General features: G+C 61.5%; 17 protein-coding genes, 1 tRNA gene and 1 pseudogene. 11 read left to right on the forward strand and 8 right to left on the reverse strand.

The features are described from left to right. The 4 genes from DI606_RS12505 to DI606_RS12520 all read left to right on the forward strand — a co-directional run. A partial coding sequence (locus DI606_RS12505; RefSeq protein WP_293983452.1) for a circularly permuted type 2 ATP-grasp protein occupies nt 1-508 on the forward strand: 508 nt, incomplete at its 5' end. Nucleotides 509-512: 4 nt separating this feature from the next. After that, complete coding sequence (locus tag DI606_RS12510; RefSeq protein WP_293983455.1) at nt 513-1,445, forward strand: alpha-E domain-containing protein; 933 nt, start codon at nt 513-515, stop codon at nt 1,443-1,445. 21 nt (nt 1,446-1,466) lie between these two features. Continuing rightward, nucleotides 1,467-2,333 carry a transglutaminase family protein gene (locus tag DI606_RS12515; protein WP_293983458.1) on the forward strand — a complete coding sequence of 289 codons (867 nt, stop codon included), beginning with the start codon at nt 1,467-1,469 and terminating at the stop codon, nt 2,331-2,333. A 27-nt stretch (nt 2,334-2,360) separates the two neighbouring features. After that, nucleotides 2,361-3,098, forward strand: coding sequence for a peptidase (locus DI606_RS12520; protein WP_293983460.1), 738 nt, complete (start codon nt 2,361-2,363; stop codon nt 3,096-3,098). A 23-nt stretch (nt 3,099-3,121) separates the two neighbouring features. On the opposite strand, the gene DI606_RS12525 is transcribed toward DI606_RS12520, so the two are convergent. Together DI606_RS12525 and DI606_RS12530 are read right to left on the reverse strand one after the other, a co-directional pair. Next, nucleotides 3,122-3,460: a DMT family protein gene (locus DI606_RS12525; protein ID WP_293983463.1), complete on the reverse strand. Its 339-nt coding sequence runs from the start codon at nt 3,458-3,460 to the stop codon at nt 3,122-3,124. Nucleotides 3,461-3,587: 127 nt separating this feature from the next. Further along, entirely contained in the window at nt 3,588-4,538 is a 951-nt protein-coding gene (locus tag DI606_RS12530; protein WP_293983466.1) for a DUF2171 domain-containing protein, read from the reverse strand. Between the two features lie 222 nt (nt 4,539-4,760). Between DI606_RS12530 and DI606_RS12535 the strand changes: the two genes are divergently transcribed. Further along, nucleotides 4,761-4,836, forward strand: a tRNA-Ala gene (locus DI606_RS12535). Between the two features lie 117 nt (nt 4,837-4,953). Here the strand turns inward: DI606_RS12535 and DI606_RS12540 are convergent. The 3 genes and pseudogenes from DI606_RS12540 to DI606_RS12550 all read right to left on the reverse strand — a co-directional run bounded on the left by DI606_RS12540 (nt 4,954) and on the right by DI606_RS12550 (nt 10,785). Continuing rightward, a complete protein-coding gene (locus tag DI606_RS12540; protein ID WP_293983470.1) occupies nt 4,954-6,810 on the reverse strand; it encodes a response regulator in 1,857 nt (618 codons plus the stop codon). Then, nucleotides 6,800-7,693, reverse strand: a pseudogene (locus DI606_RS12545) (protein-glutamate O-methyltransferase CheR). The gene DI606_RS12540 and the pseudogene DI606_RS12545 overlap by 11 nt, the downstream one beginning before the upstream one ends. Further along, nucleotides 7,678-10,785: a response regulator gene (locus DI606_RS12550; RefSeq protein ID WP_293983474.1), complete on the reverse strand. Its 3,108-nt coding sequence runs from the start codon at nt 10,783-10,785 to the stop codon at nt 7,678-7,680. The pseudogene DI606_RS12545 and the gene DI606_RS12550 overlap by 16 nt, the downstream one beginning before the upstream one ends. Nucleotides 10,786-11,023: 238 nt before the next feature. On the opposite strand from DI606_RS12550, the gene DI606_RS12555 reads away from it, so the two are divergent. Further along, the gene (locus DI606_RS12555) at nt 11,024-11,731 is read left to right on the forward strand and encodes an NUDIX hydrolase (protein WP_367119475.1); all 708 of its coding nucleotides are present in this window, start codon (nt 11,024-11,026) and stop codon (nt 11,729-11,731) included. A 3-nt stretch (nt 11,732-11,734) separates the two neighbouring features. After that, the gene (locus DI606_RS12560; protein ID WP_293983478.1) at nt 11,735-12,460 is read left to right on the forward strand and encodes an extensin family protein; all 726 of its coding nucleotides are present in this window, start codon (nt 11,735-11,737) and stop codon (nt 12,458-12,460) included. 3 nt (nt 12,461-12,463) lie between these two features. Here DI606_RS12560 and trpE read toward each other — a convergent pair whose 3' ends face one another. Next, a complete protein-coding gene (gene trpE / locus DI606_RS12565) occupies nt 12,464-13,984 on the reverse strand; it encodes an anthranilate synthase component I (protein ID WP_293983480.1) in 1,521 nt (506 codons plus the stop codon). Between the two features lies 1 nt (nt 13,985). Further along, nucleotides 13,986-15,935: a SurA N-terminal domain-containing protein gene (locus tag DI606_RS12570; RefSeq protein ID WP_293983483.1), complete on the reverse strand. Its 1,950-nt coding sequence runs from the start codon at nt 15,933-15,935 to the stop codon at nt 13,986-13,988. 208 nt (nt 15,936-16,143) lie between these two features. Here DI606_RS12570 and tpiA point away from each other — a divergent pair, with 208 nt between their 5' ends. The 3 genes from tpiA to DI606_RS12585 all read left to right on the forward strand — a co-directional run bounded on the left by tpiA (nt 16,144) and on the right by DI606_RS12585 (nt 19,100). Next, nucleotides 16,144-16,908: a triose-phosphate isomerase gene (tpiA, locus tag DI606_RS12575; RefSeq protein WP_293983486.1), complete on the forward strand. Its 765-nt coding sequence runs from the start codon at nt 16,144-16,146 to the stop codon at nt 16,906-16,908. Nucleotides 16,909-17,003: 95 nt separating this feature from the next. After that, complete coding sequence (secG, locus tag DI606_RS12580) at nt 17,004-17,378, forward strand: preprotein translocase subunit SecG (RefSeq protein ID WP_293983488.1); 375 nt, start codon at nt 17,004-17,006, stop codon at nt 17,376-17,378. Between the two features lie 90 nt (nt 17,379-17,468). Continuing rightward, nucleotides 17,469-19,100 carry a CTP synthase gene (locus DI606_RS12585; RefSeq protein ID WP_293983491.1) on the forward strand — a complete coding sequence of 544 codons (1,632 nt, stop codon included), beginning with the start codon at nt 17,469-17,471 and terminating at the stop codon, nt 19,098-19,100. Nucleotides 19,101-19,134: 34 nt separating this feature from the next. Here DI606_RS12585 and DI606_RS12590 read toward each other — a convergent pair whose 3' ends face one another. Continuing rightward, complete coding sequence (locus DI606_RS12590) at nt 19,135-20,271, reverse strand: PQQ-dependent sugar dehydrogenase (RefSeq protein ID WP_293983493.1); 1,137 nt, start codon at nt 20,269-20,271, stop codon at nt 19,135-19,137. A 179-nt stretch (nt 20,272-20,450) separates the two neighbouring features. Here DI606_RS12590 and rimP point away from each other — a divergent pair, with 179 nt between their 5' ends. Then, nucleotides 20,451-20,975 (forward strand): ribosome maturation protein RimP, encoded by a 525-nt coding sequence (gene rimP / locus DI606_RS12595; protein ID WP_293983496.1) that lies wholly within the window; start codon nt 20,451-20,453, stop codon nt 20,973-20,975. The last annotated feature ends 6 nt before the right edge of the window (nt 20,976-20,981 follow it).

Raw genomic sequence — 20,981 nt, forward strand, 5'->3', positions numbered from 1 at the left:
AGTCACACTCGCGTCCGCGCCGGGATCGGGCATCACGGACGACAAGGCGGTCTATATCTACGTGCCGGAGATGATCCGCTTCTATCTTGGCGAAAAGCCTATTCTGGACAACATCCGGACGTGGCAGTGCGGCAAGCCCGACGAACTTGCCTATGTGCTGGAGCATCTGCCCGAACTGGTGGCCAAGGAAGTGCACGGTTCGGGCGGCTACGGCATGTTGATCGGGCCGAAATCCTCCCATGACGAGATCGCCGCCTATGCCGAAAGGATCAAGGCCAATCCTGGCGAATTCATAGCGCAGCCGACGCTGGACCTTTCGACCGTGCCGACGCTCGGTCCCGCGGCAATCGTCGGGCGTCATGCGGATTTTCGTCCCTATTGCCTTGTCGGCAAACAAATCCGCCTCGTCCCCGGCGGCCTCACCCGCGTCGCACTGACCGAAGGATCGCTGGTCGTGAATTCAAGCCAGGGCGGGGGGGTCAAGGATACATGGGTCTTGCAGGAATGATGCGATGCTGAGCCGGACCGCCGAAAATCTCTTCTGGATGGCGCGCTATATGGAGCGCGCCGAGGCCACTGCCCGCCTGCTGACGATGGGACAGCGCATGGCGATCTTACCGGGTGCCCATCATCGTGACGAATGGCGATCGGTCGTTCGCGCGACAGGGACGGGGCACCGTTTCCCGGAAGGCCGCATCCTGAGTGAGAGCGACGCTGTCGCTCATCTCATGCTGGACCTGGACAACCCCAGTTCGATCCGGTCCTGCCTCCTCAAGGCGCGCGCCAATGCCAAGTCGGCGCGCACGATGCTGACGCAGGACATGTGGGAATGTCTCAACGAAGGCTGGCGAAAGCTCGACAGCTACGATCTGGGCGAGGCCCGGCAGCAATTGCCGACGCTGATCGATTGGGTGAAGACTCGCGTCATGACCTTTCGCGGGGCGACCCACTCGGGCCAGTTGCGCAACGAAGGACATGATTTCCTGCGCACCGGGTCCGCGTTGGAGCGGGCGCAAATGACGTTGCGGCTGCTCGACGTCAAATATTATGTGCTGCTTCCCGAAACCGAAGTCGTGGGCGGCAATCGCGATCATTATCAGTGGACGTCGGTGCTTTACGCGCTGTCTGGCTCCAGAGCCTACCATCATGTCTATGGTGGCACCTACACGCCCTGGCAGATCACCGATTTCCTGATGCTGAACCGCCTGTTTCCCCGCAGCGTTGCTTATTGCTACGACCAGATCGCCTATCGCCTTAACCGGCTTGCGGGCTGGCACAATGCGCGGGCTGCGTGCCACGACACCGCGCAGGAACTGGTCGAAGCGATGCAGAGGCTCGACAGCGGGGAGATTTTTCGACGTGGCCTGCATGAAACGGTGCAGGGCGGTCTTGCTATGACCAACCGTCTGGGCTTCGAAATCGCAGAGGCCTATCATTTCGGCTGACATATCGGGTAGGGGGGCTGCATGAAGCTGCTGGTTCGCCACCAGACGATGTACCGATACACCTCCTCAGCGGGGCGTGTGGCCATGCGTCTCAAACTGATGCCCGTCGATACGCCGGCGCAGACGGTCGAAAGCTGGCAGGTTCGCGTCAACGACGAACCGGTCGAAAGTTTTCGTGCCAATGCCTATGGTGAGCGGGAGGCCGTCTGGATTCGACATGACCGCATCGACGATGCAACCATCGTGGCGGAAGGACTTGTCGAAACGCGCGATACCCATGGCATTCTTGGGCCGCTATCTTCTCGTGTGCCGCCCGCCTATTTCCTGCGCGATACGGAGTTGACGCAACCGTCTGACGGCATCGCAACGATGGCGCGGGCATTGCCGGGGGAAAATGGTTCCCTCGCGCGGCTTCATGCCCTTTCTTCCGCCGTGGCGGATACGGTTCAGTATCGCTCCGGCGTCACCGTGTCGACGACCACGGCGGCGGAAGCTTTCGCTCTGGGCGCGGGCGTGTGCCAGGACCATGCGCAGGTGTTCATCGCGGCGGCGCGCACGCTGGGTATGCCCGCGCGATATGTTTCGGGATATCTGCTCGCCGGGGACGGGGATTTGCTGCACGAAACCCACGGCTGGGCAGAGGCTTTTCTGCCCGACCTTGGCTGGATCGGCTTCGACCCGTCCAACCGGGTTTGCGTCACGGATCGCTATCTGCGGGTTGCGAGCGGACTGGATGCGAGCGACGCTGCCCCCATTCGTGGATCGGTCACTCTATCGGGCGACATCGTGATCGAGGCGGACGTGCGTATTTCCATTGCGGACGACGGGGTGGAGCAACGGCAGTTGCAGCGGCAGCAGCAACAGATTACGCCGCCGTCCCTGGATTGATGGCCGGAATAGGAGGTTGGGGGCGGCATGACCTATTGTGTGGCGGTACGTGTGGATCAGGGGCTGGTGATGCTGTCCGACACCCGCACCAATGCAGGCATGGACAATATCGCGCGCTTTCGAAAAAGCTTTACCTATCATGTTCCGGGCGACCGGGCGGTCACGATCCTGTGCTCCGGCAACCTTTCCATCACGCAGGGTGTCAAGACGACGCTGAGCAAGGCAATCCGAGAGTCGGAGCTGGATCCCGCCGTCGAGACCATTCTCAACTGCGATACGATGCATCGCGCGGCCCAGATCGTGGGCGACGCCATGCGGTCGATGCAAGGCCGTTATCGCGAAAGCATCGAGATGGGCGGGTCCGGCTCCAGCGCCTCGATCATGATCGCGGGCCAGCGGCGGGGTGGCAAGCCGCGCCTCTACCTTGTTTATTCGGCCGGTAACTTCATCGAAGCGACTGAAGACACGCCCTTCTTCCAGATCGGCGAGCATAAATATGGCAAGCCGATCCTCGACCGCATCATCCGCCGGGGAACCAGCCTGGAGGATGCGACCAAGGCCGTGCTGGTGTCGATGGATTCGACCCTCCGCTCCAACCTCTCTGTCGGTATGCCGCTCGACCTGACAGTCATCGAGCGCGACACCTATGATTTTCGCGTCCGCACGCGCATCGAGGCGGAAGACGAGCGGTTCTCCCGTATTTCGCACAGTTGGGGCTCAGCGCTGCACAAGGGCTTCAGCGACCTTCCCAACGTGCTGGATTAGGGAAAAATCCGCATTCTGCCCGGTCAGGCGCGACCGACGAAGAGGAAGGCGACCCCGGCCATGATGCAAAGGAAGGCGGCGGCGTGCCGCCAGTGCAGGGGTTCCCCCAGCACCGTCACCATGAATATGCCGAATATGACAAGCGCAATCGCTTCCTGCGCGATCTTGAGCTGCCCGGCTGTCCAGCCATGGGCGAAGCCGATGCGGTTCGCGGGCACCGCCAAACAATATTCGATGAAGGCGATGGCCCAGCTGATGAGGATCACCGTCAGTAACGGCTTGTCCATCCCGCCCTTGAGGTGCCAATACCAGGCTGTCGTCATAAAGATGTTGGACAACAGCAGCAGCAGTAATGTTGGCATGGACGATCTCGACCGAGAAGAAGGGCGGGGGGAATTTGCTTACCGTCTCGGATCGCCATTCGCCATTTGAATAACGAAAAAGGCCCGACTTTCAGCCGGGCCTTCGTCATGTCAGCGCGACCTTGATTTAACGATAGCGGCCGGTGTTGTAGCTGCCAGTCGACCCCGACTGGCTGTTTTCGCTCGTCCAACCGTTACGATCGTCACCACGTTCGTTGAACAATGCGCTTTGCTCCTGCTCCGTGCGCCAAGCTTCCTGAGCTTGGTCGGCTGTCTTTTCGAGCGTCACCTTGGTGGCATCGACCGACTTGATCCAATTCGACGGGATGGAATGATGAACGCCACCGGCATCCTGATCGTTCTTTGTCAGAATAATCCGGTCGCCCCGCAGCTTGTCCACAGTACCGACATGTTCGCCGTCGCTACCGACGACTTCCATATGTTCCTTGACCTGCTGAACGGCCTGACGCTGTTCACCGCGACGTGTGCGCCATGTGTTGAACTCGCTGTTGAAACGATCCCGATGTTCCCGCTGATATTCGGCGTAATCGCGATCCAGTTCCTCGACGCGCTGCTTGCGCCAGCTGTGATAATTGCTGTCATATTGCGATCCATAGTCCTGGCTGGGACCGAACGCACGGTTCCGGTAGCCATGATCTTCGCTGCCGTATCCGCTCCGTTCGCTCGTATAGGGTGCATTGCCACGATTGGGCAGATAGTCCCTGCTCCCCGCTGAGGCGTAACCGAGGCGGCTCGACTGATCGCGAGGATCGCCATAGGGCCGGTTGTAATATTCGTCATATTCGCGCCGACGTTCCGCCTCTTCGTCACCGAACCAACTGCGGATTTCATCCCCGGCGCGATCGAAGAAACCGCGTTCATCGGGATCATAATCTTGTGGGCGACCGCGATACTCTCCCGATCCACGATAGTCATTTCCGCCGAATTGGCCGCGCGTGCCGTAGCGATATCCGCGATCGTCACGGCGATAATCGTTCGATCCGCTATATCGGTCGCCGCGATCCCAGCCGCTGCCATAGCGATCCTGGCCGTAGCGACCTCCGCCTTGATAACCCATCGTCCTTCTCCTTCTCCGGTCGGGGCGCGTCATGTCTGCGCCGACATTCCTGACAATGAGCGGGAGAGTGAGGTGTTCCGGCTGTTACGCTGGGGTAATATCCAGCGTCACGGGCGTTTCGTCGCGTTCGTGGACTGGCAGTGGCGGTCGAATATCCTGCGAAAATTTGTAAAAATCCCCGTTGCAACCGCGAAATCGCTCGCCTATAGCCATCGCTCCTTTGGGGCCGTAGCTCAGCTGGGAGAGCGCGTCGTTCGCAATGACGAGGTCAGGGGTTCGATCCCCCTCGGCTCCACCAATTCCCTTCATTTCAAATACAAGCGTCAGCGGGCGCCCGGCCATGGCCGCCGCCACACCGCCTTCGCCAAGGAAAGCAGCGGCCCAGCAAGAGCTCGTGCGACAGGACTCCTTCGGCTCAGCCCGCGTGATCCGGGCGCGGGGCTGCTTCTATAATCGCGACAGTCTCTAGGGCGGGCCGTTTGATAAGCGCTGTCGCGCATCGCAGCAGGGCGTCACGACTGAACGGTTTTGTAACGATCATATGGCGATTAAATCCAACAGGCAGATTTTCACGTCCATAACCCGTCACAAAAGCAAACGGAATGTCGGCCTGCACAAGGGCGAGGGCCACCGCTTCCACGCTCTTTCCCTGTAGATTGCCATCGAGCAAGGCTAGGTCGATCCCGCCTTTTCCGATTGCTTGGATGGCTTCAGCTTCCGATGCGGCAATGCTCGCCACCTTCGCGCCACGATCTTCCAACAGGTCGGCGATTTCCAGCGCCACCAAAGGTTCGTCTTCGACGATGAGCACGGCGCGGCCCGACAAATCCCGGTTCTCGTCGATGACCTCCGCCAGCAGCGGCTCTTCCTTATCGCGCGGCGGGTTGGCGCGACTGATGCGCGGAGAATGCGGCAAAGTGAGGGTCCAGACAATGCCGTCGGGCGCATAATCGACATGCGCGCTTCCCCCCTCGGCCTTGAGGCTTCGTTCGATAAGTGCGGTACCGAAGCCCTTGCGGTTGACCGGGGCGACAGGCGGCCCGCCCTGTTCCTGCCAGATGAGGCGCAAGCGATCCGCCTCGACCTGCCAGACTAACGATACCGTGCCAGAAGGCGCGGACAGCGCGCCATATTTATGGGCATTGGTCACCAACTCGTGCAGGATCAGCGCGACGTGCAATGCCAGCTCCGGCGCGAGTTGCAGTTCCGGGCCATCCATCGTCAGTTGCGTCGGATTGACCGCCCCGATGTCCAGCTGTCCCTCGATCAGTTCGCGCAGGCTGGCGCCCTGCCAAGTCGTGCTGCTGAGCAGCGAGTGTGCCCGTGCGAGGGCGTGGATGCGTCCGGTAAAGGTCGGTGCAAAATCGGAGGGCCCGGACGAATGGCGCAGTGTCTGGACTGCGATCGCCTGCACCGAAGCGAGCGTATTCTTCACGCGATGGTTGAGTTCGCCGATCAGCAGTCTTTGCGTTTCATCCGCTCGTTTGCGTTCCGTGACGTCCAGGATCTGGACATTCACGGATAGCAGACGCCGTCGCCAGTCGAGCAGGGCGGAGCAATAGCATTCGCAATCGATCGTGACGCCGACCGATGTGCGCATTCGCAAGGGCTGCATCGCTCGCAGTCTACGACCTGCGATCATTTCACCGATCAAAGCGCCAAAAGCCGCTGCATCCTCCGGGTCGAGCCAGTCCAGTTCCAGCGCGCGGAAGCCTGCTACCTCGCTCGCGCGCCATCCGAACATGCGTTCGGCACCGGCGGACCAGGACACGATATGCTGCCCCGCATCGAATTCCACGATGGCGAGTGGGCTGTTGTCGGTATGCGCTTGGATGCGGGCCAATGCGGCAGCGTGGTGATCGCGTTCGCGCGCCAACTCCTGCCGCTGCCGAAAGAGTTCGACGAACAGGGCGACCTTGGCGCGCACGATGTCGGGATCGACGGGCTTGACCAGATAGTCGATCGCGCCGCTTTCGTATCCGCGAAAGCGCCGCTGCTCGTCACGGCCGACCGCGGTCAGGAAGATGATCGGCACTCGGCGCGTCCGCTCGGTGCCGCGCATCAGTTCCGCCAGTTCGAACCCGTCCATGCCGGGCATCTGCACGTCGAGCAGGGCGAGCGCGACATCCTCGACCAGCAGAAGCTCAAGCGCCTGCATCCCCGAACGCGCCTTCACCAGTTCGATGCCCTCGTCGCTCAACAATGCGTCGAGCGCCGTCAGATTTTCCTCGACATCGTCGACGGCCAGGATCTTTGTCTTTTCAGGCAGCATGGGCCAAGCCCTTCAGGTCTACCAGATTGCGACGATAAATTTTCTCTCGATCGTCGAAATCGGCGAACGCACCGGAATAGCGGGAAAAGCGCAGCGTCTCCTTGGACCCCAGACCGAGGAACCCGCCGCGCACCAACGACTCGCCGAACAGGCTGAGAGCGCGGTCCTGCAAGTCGCGATCGAAGTAGATGAGCACATTGCGACTGGAAATGAGCTGCGCTTCGGCGAAGACCGAATCGCTGGCGAGGTTATGCTCTGCGAAGACGGCGCGTTTGCGCAGGCTTTTGTCGAACACGGCGGCACCATAGGCGGCGGTGTAATAGTCGGATAGCGAAGCGCGCCCCCCCGCCAGTTTGTGATTTTCGCTGAACTGCGCAAGCCGGTCGAGATCGTATATACCCGCCTCGGCCTTTTGCAGCGCAGCGGGGCTGATGTCCGTGCAATAGAAAATCGTGCGCTCCTCAAGGCCCTCTTCGCGAAACAGGATAGCCAGTGAATAGAATTCCTCACCATTGGCGCAACCGGCAATCCACACCTTGAGCGAGGGATAGGTTTTGAGATGCGGGATCACCTGTTCACGCAGGGCGCGAAAATAAGCGGGATCGCGAAACATTTCACTGACCTGGATCGTGAGGAAGCCCATGAGGTCGGCGAAAATGGCCTGGTCGCGCAGAACCAGATGCTGAAGATGCGACAGGCTTTCGCACCCGTGACGATGCTGAGCGCGGGCAAGGCGGCGGTGTAGCGACCCGCGCGAATAACCGCGAAAGTCTTAATGATAATGCCTGAATAGCGCCTCAAGCAGCAGGTCCAGTTCCAGCTCTTCATGGGGGGCGAATATCTCGTCATCCATCGCGGCAATCCCCGTCATCGCGGCATCCATACGCGAGTCAGGCTGAGCAGCTTGTCCACGTCCAGCGGCTTGGCAAGATAGTCGTTGGCGCCCGCGTCAAGGCATTCCTGCTGATCGCGGGTCATGGCCTTGGCGGTAAGTGCGATGATCGGGAGCGACCGGCCCCATTCTCTGGTCCGGATTTCGCGGGTCGCGGTCAGCCCGTCCATTTCCGGCATCATGACGTCCATGAGGACGAGATCGACCGGCTCCGCCAGTCCGCGCGCGGCTTCGTCCAGCGATTGCAACGCCTCGCGCCCGTTCCGTGCGATGCGAACGTTCGCGCCATGCGGCTCGAATATGGAAGTGAGGGCATAGACGTTGCGAATGTCATCCTCAACGACGAGGATGTTGCGCCCGTCGAGGGCAGCATCCCGGTTCAATGATCGGGCAATCAGCGCCTGCTGCGGCTCGGGGAGGTCGGAAACGACTTGATGCAGGAACAGCGTCACTTCGTCGAGCAGGCGCTCCGGGCTTTTTGCGCCCTTGACGATGATGGACTTGGAATAGCGCCGCAACCGCATCTCTTCGTCCGGTTCCAGATCGCGACCGGTATAGACGATGACCGGCGGGAAACCGACCGACTCGTCGCTAGACAGCCTTTCCAGGAGGTCGAGGCCGGACGCATCGGGCAGATTGAGGTCCAACACCATGCAGTCGAAAGTTTCCTGCGCCAGCATTTCGACGCACTGCGCCGCGCTGTGCGCTTCGACGGTTTCGACATCGCGTGAACCGAGCAACAGCTTCACGCTTTCGGCCTGCTGCGCATCGTCCTCCACAACCAGAACGCGGCGGACACGTTGCGCCATCCGGGCCTCCAGACCTTCGAGCATGCCGATCAGAGCCTCGCGCTTTACCGGCTTGAACAGATAGCCGATTGCGCCGCTGGATAAGGCAGCCTGGCTGTCATCGTCCACCGACACGACATGGACCGGAATGTGGCGCGTGCGAACGTCGCGCTTGATGCGATCGAGTACCGACAGGCCGGTATGATCGGGCAGGTTCATGTCGAGGATGACTGCACTCGGTACATATTGCCGCGCCATCAACGCGCCTTCGTCCGCCGTTCCGGCTATCAGGCACTGAAAACCCAGTTCATGCGCGACATCGCATAGGATGCGGGCGAACACCGGGTCGTCCTCCACGATCAGGATGACGCGCGAATCGCCCGACAGACGCTCTCGGTCGTCTTGCGCCGGGGGACCCGGGCGAGGGCGACCGGGCTTGGGGTTGGATGGAAGCGTGCGGGCAGGGGCGGGGGCCGTCATCGGCGCACTCGCCTGAACGAGATCGGGTTCGAACGCTTCAGGCAGGATCAGCGAAAATGCGCTTCCTTCGCCCGGTACGCTTTCCACCATGACTTCTCCGCCCAGCAAGCGCGCGAGTTCGCGACAGATGGACAGGCCAAGGCCCGTCCCGCCATATTTGCGGCTGATCGTCCCGTCCGCCTGCCTGAACGCCTCGAAAATCACTTGCTGCTGTTCGGCGGGGATCCCTACACCGGTATCCCGCACGGTGAACCCTATGCGTTCGTCGTCCTGTCGGGTGACCGCGAGTGTCACCGATCCCGCTTCGGTGAACTTGATCGCGTTCGACAGAAAATTTTTCAGCACCTGTTCGATACGCTGGGGGTCGCTGTCGATTTCGCCGGGCGAGTCGGATGCAGGCTCGACGTTCAGAGTGAGCCCCTTTGCCTCGGCGGCAGGGCCGAATATGGCCTTAAGCTTTTCCGTCAGCGTGGCGATCCGCATCCGTCGCGGCTGAAGCTCGAGCTTGCCCGCTTCGATCTTTGATATGTCGAGGATATCGTTGATCAATGTCAGCAGGTCGTTGCCCGACGATTCGATCGTTTCGGCAAAGCGCACCTGTTCGGCGCTGAGGTTGCCCGCGCGGTTTTCCGCAAGTAGCCGCGCCATGATGAGCAGCGAATTGAGCGGGGTGCGCAACTCGTGACTCATGTTGGCGAGAAACTCGGATTTGTAGCGGCTTGCCTGTTCCAGTTCGGTCGCCTGCGCCTTCAAAGATCCCTGTGTGCGGGACAGATCGTCGCGCTGGATTTCCAGATGCCGGGCCTGTTCTTCCAACTGGACGTTGGTCTGCTCCAACTCCGCCTGTTGCGCTTCCAGCCGTGCAGCGGCTTCCTGAAGCTGGCGGCTTTGCTGTTCCAGTTCCTCGTTATTGGCCCTCAATTCCTCGCTCTGCGCCTGCAATTCCTCCGCTTGCTGCTGCGTTTCCTCCAGCAGTTCGCGCAGGCGGGCGCGATATTTGCCCGATCGGATCGCGACGCCCAATTGCGCACCGACCTTGGTCAGCAAGGCCAACGCATCAGGTCCTGCGCCCTTGCGCAGGCCCAGTTCGATCACCGCGTTCACCGCATCGTCCGCCTCTGCGGTAGCGATCAGCAGGGTTTCCGGCTTTGCCGCTCCCAGTGCCGATCCATAGGTCAGATAATCGTCCGGCACATTGTCGATCAGGAAGCTGCGCCGATCGCTGACGGCTTGACCTGTAAGGCCTTCGCCAGGCCCGAACCGTTCGGGCAGTGAAGCGTCGGCTGGAACGGCATAGGTGGCATGGCGGCGGAACCCTTCGCCATTGGCGATGTAAAGCGCTCCCGCCTGCGCATCGAGATACTCCGCCAGAAAGGTGAGCGCGCTACCGCCGAGGCGGTCGAGCGGCTGTTCTCCAGCCACGGCTCTAGCCAGACCGACTTGCCCATTCTGTAGCCATTCGGCATGGGCGATAGCGTTGCGGTTGCGAATGAAAAGATAGCCAATGGCCGCCAATATCCAGAAGATGAATGCCGCCAGAGTGCGATTTGCGATGGCGAGCGACGGATCGACGCCGGCGGGCGCGAGAAACAATCCCACGACGGTAAGCAGTGTCGCGGCGCCAGCGGTGACGAGGGGTGTAACCTTGTGCGGCGCGGTGAAGGCGATAACGACCGGAAGAAGATAGGCCGCCCATACCGCCGTCCCGAGGGGGAAGATCAGGTCCGCCGCGAAGGGCAGCACGATCAGAATGGATAAGCCGGTGTAGATCCAGGGGGTAAAGCGCGCGTTCGTTCCGTGTTTAATGCTGTTCATATCAACAAGGACCGGCGCGATCGACAGATCGGTTTCCGGTCGGAGCCCCCTTTTGAAATCGCCAAACGTGCGGTGTATTCGCACGAACGTGCCATAGCCTGCATCCGTTCCGGCTGAACGCGATTTTCCGATAAAGCTGTTCAGTCGCCACGGCTTATCCTACATGCTGTGCATGGGTGTACAACATGAAGATGCACCGGGAAGACCGGCAGCGACGCTCGTGCTTTTTCGGGACCGCATGGATGCTCCCCCCGATCTGCTGATGGTGGAGCGGTCGTCTTCGATGGCTTTTGCGCCCGGTGCGCTCGTGTTTCCCGGCGGTGCCGTCGATGCAGACGACAGGGCGATTGCTGGAAGCCTTTCCCACGACCTCGAAGCGGACGACGCCGCCGCCCGGATCGCCGCCATTCGCGAAACGATAGAGGAAGCGGGCATCGGCGTGGGCATTTCGAGTATGGATGCCGCGATGGTGCTTCGCCTTCGCGACGGGTTGCACGATGGAAAATCGTTCTCGAACCTGCTGGCGAGGCACGACGCCATAATCGATCTTTCGGTGCTGACGCCCTTCGCTCGTTGGCATCCCGCGCCCTTCGACCGTGCCACCCGCGTTTTCGATGCCCGTTTTTACATAGCGCGCGCGCCCGGGGGGCAAGTGGCAAGCGTGGATACGACCGAGAATATCCGCCTTTTGTGGAAGAGCGCCAGCGAGATTATCGCTCGATGCGATCAGGGGGAGGGGCGGATCATCTTCCCCACGCGACGAAATCTGGAGCGGCTGGCGCAATTTTCCTCCTTTGCACAGGCACTCGATCACGCGGGCACCTTCCCCGTCGAGAAAATTCGTCCCTGGCATGAGGAAAGGGATGGGGAGCAATATTTATGCATACCCGATCATCTGGGCTATCCAATTACTTCGGAACCAATAAGGCATGTCCGGCGTGGTTGACGGATGCGTCGTCTGCATCGTCTGATCCGTCGATTTTTGATCCTGGCTGTCCTCCTTTCCCTGTTGATGCTCGGCTATGCCTGGTTTCGCCAGCGACCGCAGGATTTGCCGTGGACCGCGCTCGATCTCGCGCAGCCCGTTGGCCTTTTTACGGATAGAAAACTTACGGCGCTGACCAGGGATCCTGCTTTATGCAGGGCGCTGCTGGACCGGGCCGGAGTGGAATATACGCCTCTTGAACCCGGCGGTTCGGAGCAATGTCGTTATACCGATGCCGTACGATTACGCCGCGAGGCTGACGCCATCGCATTCTCTCCCGCCTCCGTCGCGCCATCCTGTCCTGTGGTCGCCGCGCTCAAGCTGTGGGAATGGCAGGTGGTCCAGCCCGCCGCTCACCGCTTCTTCGGTCAACCCGTCCAGAGCATAAGGCATTTCGGCAGCTATAGTTGCCGCCGCCTCTACGGTCGCAGCAGCGGCGATTTCAGCGAACATTCGACGGCAGACGCCATCGACATTGCGGCATTCGTGCTGCGCGACGGACGACAGATCAGCGCCGTACGCGATTGGAACAGGCAGGGGAAGGATGCTGATTTTCTGCGTGCTGTGCGGGACGGTGCGTGCGATCTCTTTTCGACTGTCCTGTCCCCGGATTACAACGCGGCGCATCGCGACCACTTCCACCTCGATCAGGCGGAACGCGGTGCAACGGGGTGGCGCGCCTGTCGATAGGCGTTACTGGCCGTAGCGGGACTGCTTGGCGACGGCGACCGCCTCCCGCGCGGCGGCCAGCAAAGCGCCGCTTTTAGCTTCGCATTCACGCTGCTCATATTCGGCGTTGGAATCGGCGACGATGCCCGCGCCAGCCTGCACATGCATGACGCCGTCCTTGAGGACAGCGGTACGCAGGACGATGCAGCTGTCCATGTTGCCGTCCGGTCCGAAATAGCCAACGCCACCGGCATAGGCCCCGCGGGTTTCGGGTTCCAGTTCGGCGATGATCTCGCAGGCCCGGACCTTGGGCGCGCCCGACACCGTCCCGGCGGGGAAGCCCGCGAACAGCGCATCGATCGCATCTTTGTCATCCGCTAGTCGCCCCACGACGTTCGACACGATGTGCATGACGTGACTGTAGAATTCGACGGTATAGCTTTCCGTCACAGTTACCGAACCCGCCGACGCCACCCGACCGACATCGTTGCGGCCAAGGTCGAGCAGCATCAGGTGCTCGGCTCTCTCCTTGGGGTCGGCGAGGAGGCTTTCGCGGTTGGCTGCATCCTCGATAGCGCTTTTGCCGCGTGGACGAGTGCCTGCGATGGGACGGATCGTGACCTCGCCGTTGCGCGCGCGCACCAGGATTTCGGGGCTCGATCCGATCAGGGCGAAGCCGGGTAGGTCGATATAATAGAGAAAGGGCGAGGGATTGATTCGCCGCAACGCGCGATAGAGCGCGATGGGCGGGAGCGTGAAGGGGCTTGTGAATCGCTGGGCGAGCACCACCTGAAAAATGTCGCCCGCGACGATATAGTCCTTGGCCCGGGCAACCATCTGCGCGTAGCGACCCGGTGCAAGCACAGGCGTTACCTCGACATCGGCAATGTCGACCGGCGTGGCGATGGCAGGGAGCGGCGCCGCGAGTTTCGCTGCGGTCGCATCGATGCGTTCGAGAGCGGCATCGATTGCCTTGTCCGCATCGGCGAAGCTGCCTTTCCATATCGGCGATACAAGATAAAGCTGGTCCGCCAGCCGATCGAAAATCAGGATCACGGTGGGCCGCACGAAAAGCATGTCGGGCACGCCGATGGGATTGGGCGCGGGGCGCGGCAGCTTTTCGACCAGCCCGACGGTCTCATAGCCGAAATAGCCGACGAGGCAGGCGAGCGCGGCGGGCAGTTCTGCGTCCATGGTGGCCCGGCATTCCGCTACCAGCGCTCTCAGCGCATCGAGTGCGCCACCCTGCGCTGGCAGGAAAGCGTCGGGGTCGGTCGCCCAATGGCGATTGATCTGCGCGTCATTGCCCTGCGCGCGGAAAACGAGATCGGGAGCCAGGCCGATCAGGCTGTATCGGCCCCGCACTGCGCCGCCCTCGACCGATTCCAGTAGATAGTCGCCTCGACCGGGTTCGAACAGTTTCAGCGCGGCGGAAATCGGCGTGTCGGTATCGGCGACTTGGCGACGCCACACCAGCGCGGACTCGCCGCGCATTAGCGCCGCCCTGGCGCTTTCGACGCCGTCTGCCGCTGCCGTCCCGATCATCCTACTGGCCGCTGTTAGTGGCGGAAAGCGCCTGACGCAACTTGGCAAGGGCGTTCGCGTTTCGCGTCACGCCCAGCTCCTTCTCGATCGCGCGCTCGAACTGCTGGCCATATTCCTGGCCGACCACGTCGCCCAGTTGCGTGCGCACCTGGTTCAGCAATTCGGGCTGGCCCTTGGCGTCGCCCCGTTCGATCTTGTTGAGCTGTACCACGAAATAGCCGCGATCCTGCCCGATGGGCAGCGTCTTTACGGTATTTGCCGCCATCGCGAACATGATCGCGATTTCGGCGGGAGGACGCTGCTGCCCGCGCATGATGTCGGCACGCCTGCCGCCCAGAACCTGAGGCGCTGGAAGTTTGACGCCAGCCTGTGCGATGGCGTCGGAAAGCTTTGTGCCCTTCGCGACCTTCGCCTGAATCTTTTCGGCCATTGCCTTGGCCTTGAGATTACCCGCGTTGAGCTTGTATTGCGCCAGCACCAGTTGCTTGACTTCGGCCAGCGGCGGGGGCGCTGCCGCTACGATGTCGCCGGGCGCGGCGAGCGCATAGCGCTTGTCTGGCGTGATCGGAATGAGTTGCGCATCGTCGTCGGCACCCATCTGAAACACGGGGGCGACCAGCGGCGCCAGATCGGGGCCGGCGGTAAATGCGGCGTCCTTGACCTGCTTGCCCGTCGCGAGGACCGGCGGGCTGGTTTCCAGCTTCAACCCATTGTCCTTCACCACCTCCTCGAACGTGCCGCCATCGGCGATTGCGTCCTCGATCTTGCCGGTGAAGTCAGTGAGAAGCTGCTTTTCCTTTTGCGCGCGCAAGGTGGTCACGATCTCCTCGCGCACCGCAGCGAGCGGGCGGGCGGGGGTATCCTTGACCGCCGTCACGCGCAGCAACAGCCAGCCGAGCGGGCCGCGGATCGGGCCGACGAGATCGCCTTGCCTGCCCGCCCAGGCGGCATCCGCCGCCGCCTTACCCGCCGAAGCGGTCAGCGCCTCGCGGGTCTGGTCGGCCTGGACAGATACGGCAAGACCGGCTCCCTGCGCAGCAGCGGCAAGGGTCTTGCCGCTCTTTACCTGCGTCGCCACTGCCTTGGCCGCCGCTTCGGTCGGCAGCACCAATTGTTCTACGCTGCGGCTTTCCTTGGCCGCGTAGGCCGCCTTGTTTTGGTTGTAATAGGTTGCAATGTCCGCGTCTGTCGGTGCCGCCGCTTGCGCAAACCGGTCCGCGTCGATCACGGCATATCGGATGCGCCGCTGCTCGGGGATGGTGAAGCGGGCACTCTTCTTCTTGTAGTAATCGGCAAGCTGCGCATCGGTCGGATTCCTCTCGTCGAGGAAAGCGATGGCTGGGATCGCCGCGACCGTGCCCTGCCGCGCTTCGAGCAGCAGCGACGCATAGGGCAGCACCTGATTGTCCGTCAGCTTCACGCCGAGGCCGACCGGTGCGAGCAGATGGCGTTGCAGGATTTCACGGCTGATGTCGTCGCGCAACGTCTGTTCGGTCAACCGCTCGCGTGTCAGCAGCGCACGGAACGCGTCCTGGCTGAAATTGCCCGCGGCATCCTGAAATGCGGGAATCTGCGCAATTTGCGCATCGACCAGCCGCTTGGAGATATGCACATCCTCACGGTCGGCGAAGGCCTTGAGCGTCAACGCCGCCACCAGTTGGTCATAGACCTGCGCCGCGCCGCCCTGCGTCAGGAAATCGCCGATCTGAAGGCCGGGATTGGATTTTCGCGCATTTTCAAAAACACGCTGAACCCGGTCCTGAAGCTCGGCGTCGGTCAGGCTGTAGCCTTTCGCTTTGGCGGCCGTCCCTCCTCCAAGCATCGACCCGTTGCCGAATTTCCCATTGCTCACGTCACCCAGGATGAAGGCGGCGGCAATGACCCCTAAAAACAGGATCGCGAAAAGCGCGCCGAATTTGGAACGGATGAGGCGGCGAAAGACTGACAGCATGGAAGACCCGGAGAATGCGGCAATGTGGCGCACGCTTTAGGCGCGGATGCGCCCGGCGGCAAGGCTTGCTCTGGACAAATGCAGAAGTGCCGTTCATCGGCTTTTGCCAAGCTCCCGACCGGTCGGGGAGACGCCAGGAAGGCGAGCGGCGACTCGTCACGGGGTCGACCGGAAAGGGGCGACGTGCAGCAATAAGAGGAATCGGGCGATGGACAGGCGCAAGCTGGTTGTCGGCAACTGGAAAATGAACGGGATGCGCGCGCATCTGGATGAAGTGGAAGCGATCGGCCGTCTGGCGGCGACGCATCCGGCGGTGGAAGTTGGGCTTTGCCTGCCTGCAACCCTCATCATGGCGGGATCGGAACGACGCGGGGCGGCCTTCATCGGCGCGCAGAATTGCCACATGGACATCAGCGGCGCCTACACAGGATCCCTTTCGGCGGAGATGCTGTGCGAGGCGGGCGCGTCCTGGGTCATAACCGGGCATAGCGAACGGCGTGAGGCACGAGGCGAAACCGATGCGGATATCGCCGCCAAGTCTGCCGCCGCTCATCGCGTCGGGATGAAAGTGATCCTGTGCGTCGGCGAAACCATCGATGTGCGCGACAACGGTAATGCCGAGGATGTCGTGGCGCGGCAGCTGCTCGCCTCGCTGCCCGAGGGCGCTGCTGCCGACTGGCTGGCGGTGGCGTACGAACCCATCTGGGCGATCGGCACGGGCCGTATCCCGACGATGGAGGCGGTCGCTTCCATGCATGCCGCATTGCGGGCTGCACTCGCCACCCGCATCGGTGCCGATGAAGCCGCGAAGGTCCGGATTCTGTATGGCGGTTCGATGAACGGCGACAACGCGGCGGACCTCATGGCGCTGGCCGACGTGGATGGCGGCCTTGTCGGGGGAGCAAGTCTTTCCGCCGCAAAATTCGCGCCGATCATCGAAGCGGCGGACCGGCGTATGAAGGCTGCTGCCTGATCCAATTGGGGCGCGGGGGTGACACAGGTTGCCCCCGCGCTGCTTCGTCGCTATGTGCGCGCCAACGCCCTTATCACCGGACAGAAAATCGTCGCATGTTCACTTTCCTTCTCGTCGTGCAGGCCATCGTGGCGGCTCTGCTGGTCACCGTCATTCTGATGCAGAAGTCGGAAGGTGGCGGCCTTGGCGTGGGCGGAAGCCCGTCGGGCTTTATGTCAGCGCGCGGCGCAGCGGATTTTCTGACCCGTTCGACGACGATACTTGCCAGCATATTCGTGCTGCTGTCGATTGTGATGGCGGTCATCGCATCGGTGCGCCACGCGCCCTCCGATATCGACACCTCGCTGGTCAAGCAGGCCCCGGCGACCCAGGGCGCCCCCGCGCAGCCCGGCGCCGATCCACTCGGTCGGGCGGCGGGTAATGCGGCGTCCGCGCCTGCCTCCAACGGCGCGGTTCCGCTCGCCAACTGAACCGCTGTCGTATCAGACGATCTTTTTTTGAGCGTGCGTGGATTCGCGCGCTTGCCCTTTGTTGTTCCGAAAGGCTAAGCCTCTCCTCCCATGACGCGGTATATTTTCATAACCGGCGGCGTGGTCTCCTCGCTGGGTAAGGGCCTCATGGCCGCATCCCTTGCAGCGTTGCTGCAGGCGCGGGGTTTCCGTGTGCGAATCCGGAAATTCGATCCCTATCTGAACGTCGATCCAGGCACGATGAGTCCCTATCAGCATGGCGAAGTCTATGTGACGGACGACGGCGCGGAAACGGACCTCGACCTTGGCCATTATGAGCGCTTTACGGGCGTGTCCGCGCGTCAGTCGGACAATGTCACGCAAGGCCGCGTCTATCAGACGATCATCCAGCGGGAACGGCGCGGCGACTATCTTGGAGCGACGGTGCAGGTGATCCCGCATGTCACCGACGAGATCAAGGCGTTCGCCACCGCCGACACCGAAGATCTGGACTTCGTTTTGTGCGAAATCGGCGGCACCGTGGGCGATATCGAATCGCTGCCCTTCATGGAGGCAATTCGCCAGCTGCATAACGATCTGGATCGCGGGCAGTCGATCTTCGTCCACGTTACGTTGGTCCCCTATATCGCAGCGGCGGGCGAACTGAAAACCAAGCCGACGCAGCACAGCGTGCGCGAACTTACCTCGCTCGGCATTCAGCCCGATATTCTCTTGTGCCGCTGTGAAAAGCCGTTGCCCGAAAGCGAGCGGCGCAAGATCGCGCTGTTCTGCAACGTCCGGCCCGAAGCGGTCATCCCCGCGCTGGATGCCAAGAGCATCTATGCGGTGCCCGAACAATATCATGCCGAAGGTCTCGACAACGAAGTGCTGCGCGCCTTCGGTATCTCAGACGCGCCGGTGCCTTCGCTCGACCGCTGGACCGATATCATGGACCGGCAGCAGAATCCGGAAGGCGAAGTCACGATCGGTGTCGTGGGCAAATATGTCGGTCTGCTCGACGCCTACAAATCGCTCTACGAAGCGCTCACCCATGGCGGCTTCGCCAACCGGGTGAAGGTTAATATCAAGTGGATCGACGCGGAATTGTTCGAGAAGGGGGACGATCTCGCCGCCAGCCTCGAGCCGATGCACGGCATTCTCGTTCCCGGCGGTTTCGGCGTGCGCGGTTCGGAAGGAAAGATCGCCTCCGTCCGTTTCGCGCGGGAACGCAATGTGCCGTTCTTCGGCATCTGCCTTGGGATGCAGATGGCCTGTATCGAAGGCGCGCGCAACACGGCGGGCATTGCCGATGCCTCCACCACCGAATTTGGCGAGACATCGGAGCCGGTCGTCGGTCTCATCACCGAATGGATGGGCAAGGAGGGGCTGCAACAGCGCACGGCCGAAACCGATCTGGGCGGCACGATGCGGCTGGGTGCCTATCCCGCCAAGCTCGACGGTAATAGCGTCGTTGCCGGCATCTACGGCTCCACCGATATTTCGGAGCGGCATCGCCATCGCTATGAAGTGAATGCCGGTTACCGCGATGCTTTGGAGAAGGGTGGGCTCATCTTCTCCGGCATGTCGCCCGACGGCGCATTGCCAGAAATTGTCGAAAGGCCCGACCATCCCTGGTTCGTGGGCGTACAGTTCCATCCGGAACTCAAGTCCAAGCCCTTCGACCCGCATCCCCTGTTCGCCAGCTTCATCGGAGCTGCGGTCAAGCAAAGCCGACTAGTGTAAAGGCAAACGGGGCCGGAAGGCCCCGTTTTCGTTTTCAGGCCTTAGGCGTCAGTTTCAGCAATCTGCCCTGCGATCCCTTATCGCCGTCCTCCAACAGCCATAGCGCGCCATCCGGTCCTTGCTCGACTTCCCGGATGCGCGCGCCCATGTCCCACTGGTCCGCCTTGGTGGCGCTGTCCCTGTTAAGCTCTACGCGGATGAGGCTCTGGCTGGAAAGGCCACCGATAAACAGGCTGCCCTTCCATTGCGGAAAGAGGTTGCCGGAATAATAAGCCAGTCCCGCAGGCGAAATAACGGGATTCCATGAAAGCTTCGGCGCTTCGAACCCATCGCCTGCCTTGTGGTCCGGGATCGGTCTACCGTCATAATGATCGCCGTTCGACACCAGCGGATAACCGTAGTTCCGGCCCGGTTCGATAAGGTTCAGCTCGTCGCCGCCCTTGGGGCCCATTTCCTGCTCCCAAAGCCGACCGTCCTTGTCGAAGGCTATGCCCAGCAGGTTGCGATGGCCGTAGGACCAGATCGCAGGATCGAAACCCTTTGCCGCGAGCGGATTGCCTGCGGCTGGCGTTCCGTCAAGGTTGAGGCGCAACACCTTGCCCAAGGTGGCTTTAGGGTCTTGCGCGGGATCGAACTTCTGCCGCTCGCCACTGGTGAAGAACAGATATCGGCCATTGGGGGAAAAGGCGATCCTGCCAGAATAATGGCCGTTGCCTTCGACGTAGGGACTGGCTCTGAAAATGATCTGAACCTTGTCGAGCTTCGTCGTACCGTCTTTGGCCTGGTTGAACGTGCCCCTTGCCAGAGCCACGCCTTTCACGCCGCCGCGGGCTTCGGAAAAGCTGAAATAGACCGACTTGTCGCGTGCGAAGGTGGGGGAGGGGACCACGTCCATCAATCCGCCCTGTCCCGCACTATCGACAGGGGGAATGCCGGTGACGGGAATCTTCGTGCCGTTCTTCGGGTCGAACAGGATCATCTCGCCCTGTTTCTCCGTCACCAGCGCCCGCCCGTCCGGCAGGAACGTCATGGCCCATGGCGCGTCGAAGTCGGCGACGGTTGACACGGTAAAGGGCTTGTTTGCCGAAGCCGCAGCGTTTTGGCCGGTGGCATTTTCCGCTGAACAGGCGATGAGGATGAGGGGCAGGGCAGCGAAGGTGAAGCGGCGCATCCGTATCTCCGATCAAGACATTTTAGTTGTGCAAAGAATGAGCCATCACGATTAATGTTGCAGATAATTGCGATGCCGCCTATATCGCCAATGCTTCCTTACATCGTCAAACATGTCAGGGTCGCGGGCTGAACGCTCGCGGCGCGGGAAGCGCGCATATATTCGTATCTGGAGACTGCATGGCGGACATCGCCGACCTGACCGCGCTGATCGAACCCGAAGTCAAGGCTTTGGGGTTCGAGCTTGTGCGCATCAAATTGTTCGGATCGGGTGACGATCATACGCTCCAGATCATGGCGGAAAATCCGAAGACGAAACAACTCGTCATCGAGGATTGCGCCGCCATCTCGCGCCGCCTGTCGGACGTGCTCGATGAAGCCGACCCGATCGAGGAGGCCTATCGCCTCGAAGTCAGTTCGCCCGGCATCGACCGGCCCCTGACCCGGCTGCACGACTATCGCGAATGGGCCGGGCACGAAGCCAAGGTTGCCGCGACCGAACTGGTGGACGGGCGCAAGAGCTTTCGCGGAGTGCTGAATGGGATCGATGGCGAGGACATTCTTTTCACCGACGTGAAGGCGGGCGATGTTCGCATTCCCTTTACGCTGGTTCATGACGCGAAGCTGGTGCTGACCGACCGACTGATTTCTGCTACGATGCCGCTCTCCTCCGATGGGGCGGATGAATTTGAAACCGAAGAATAAGGGTTC

The sequence above is a fragment of the Sphingobium sp. genome, assembly GCF_003248505.1.
Taxonomy (GTDB): Bacteria; Pseudomonadota; Alphaproteobacteria; order Sphingomonadales; family Sphingomonadaceae; genus Sphingobium.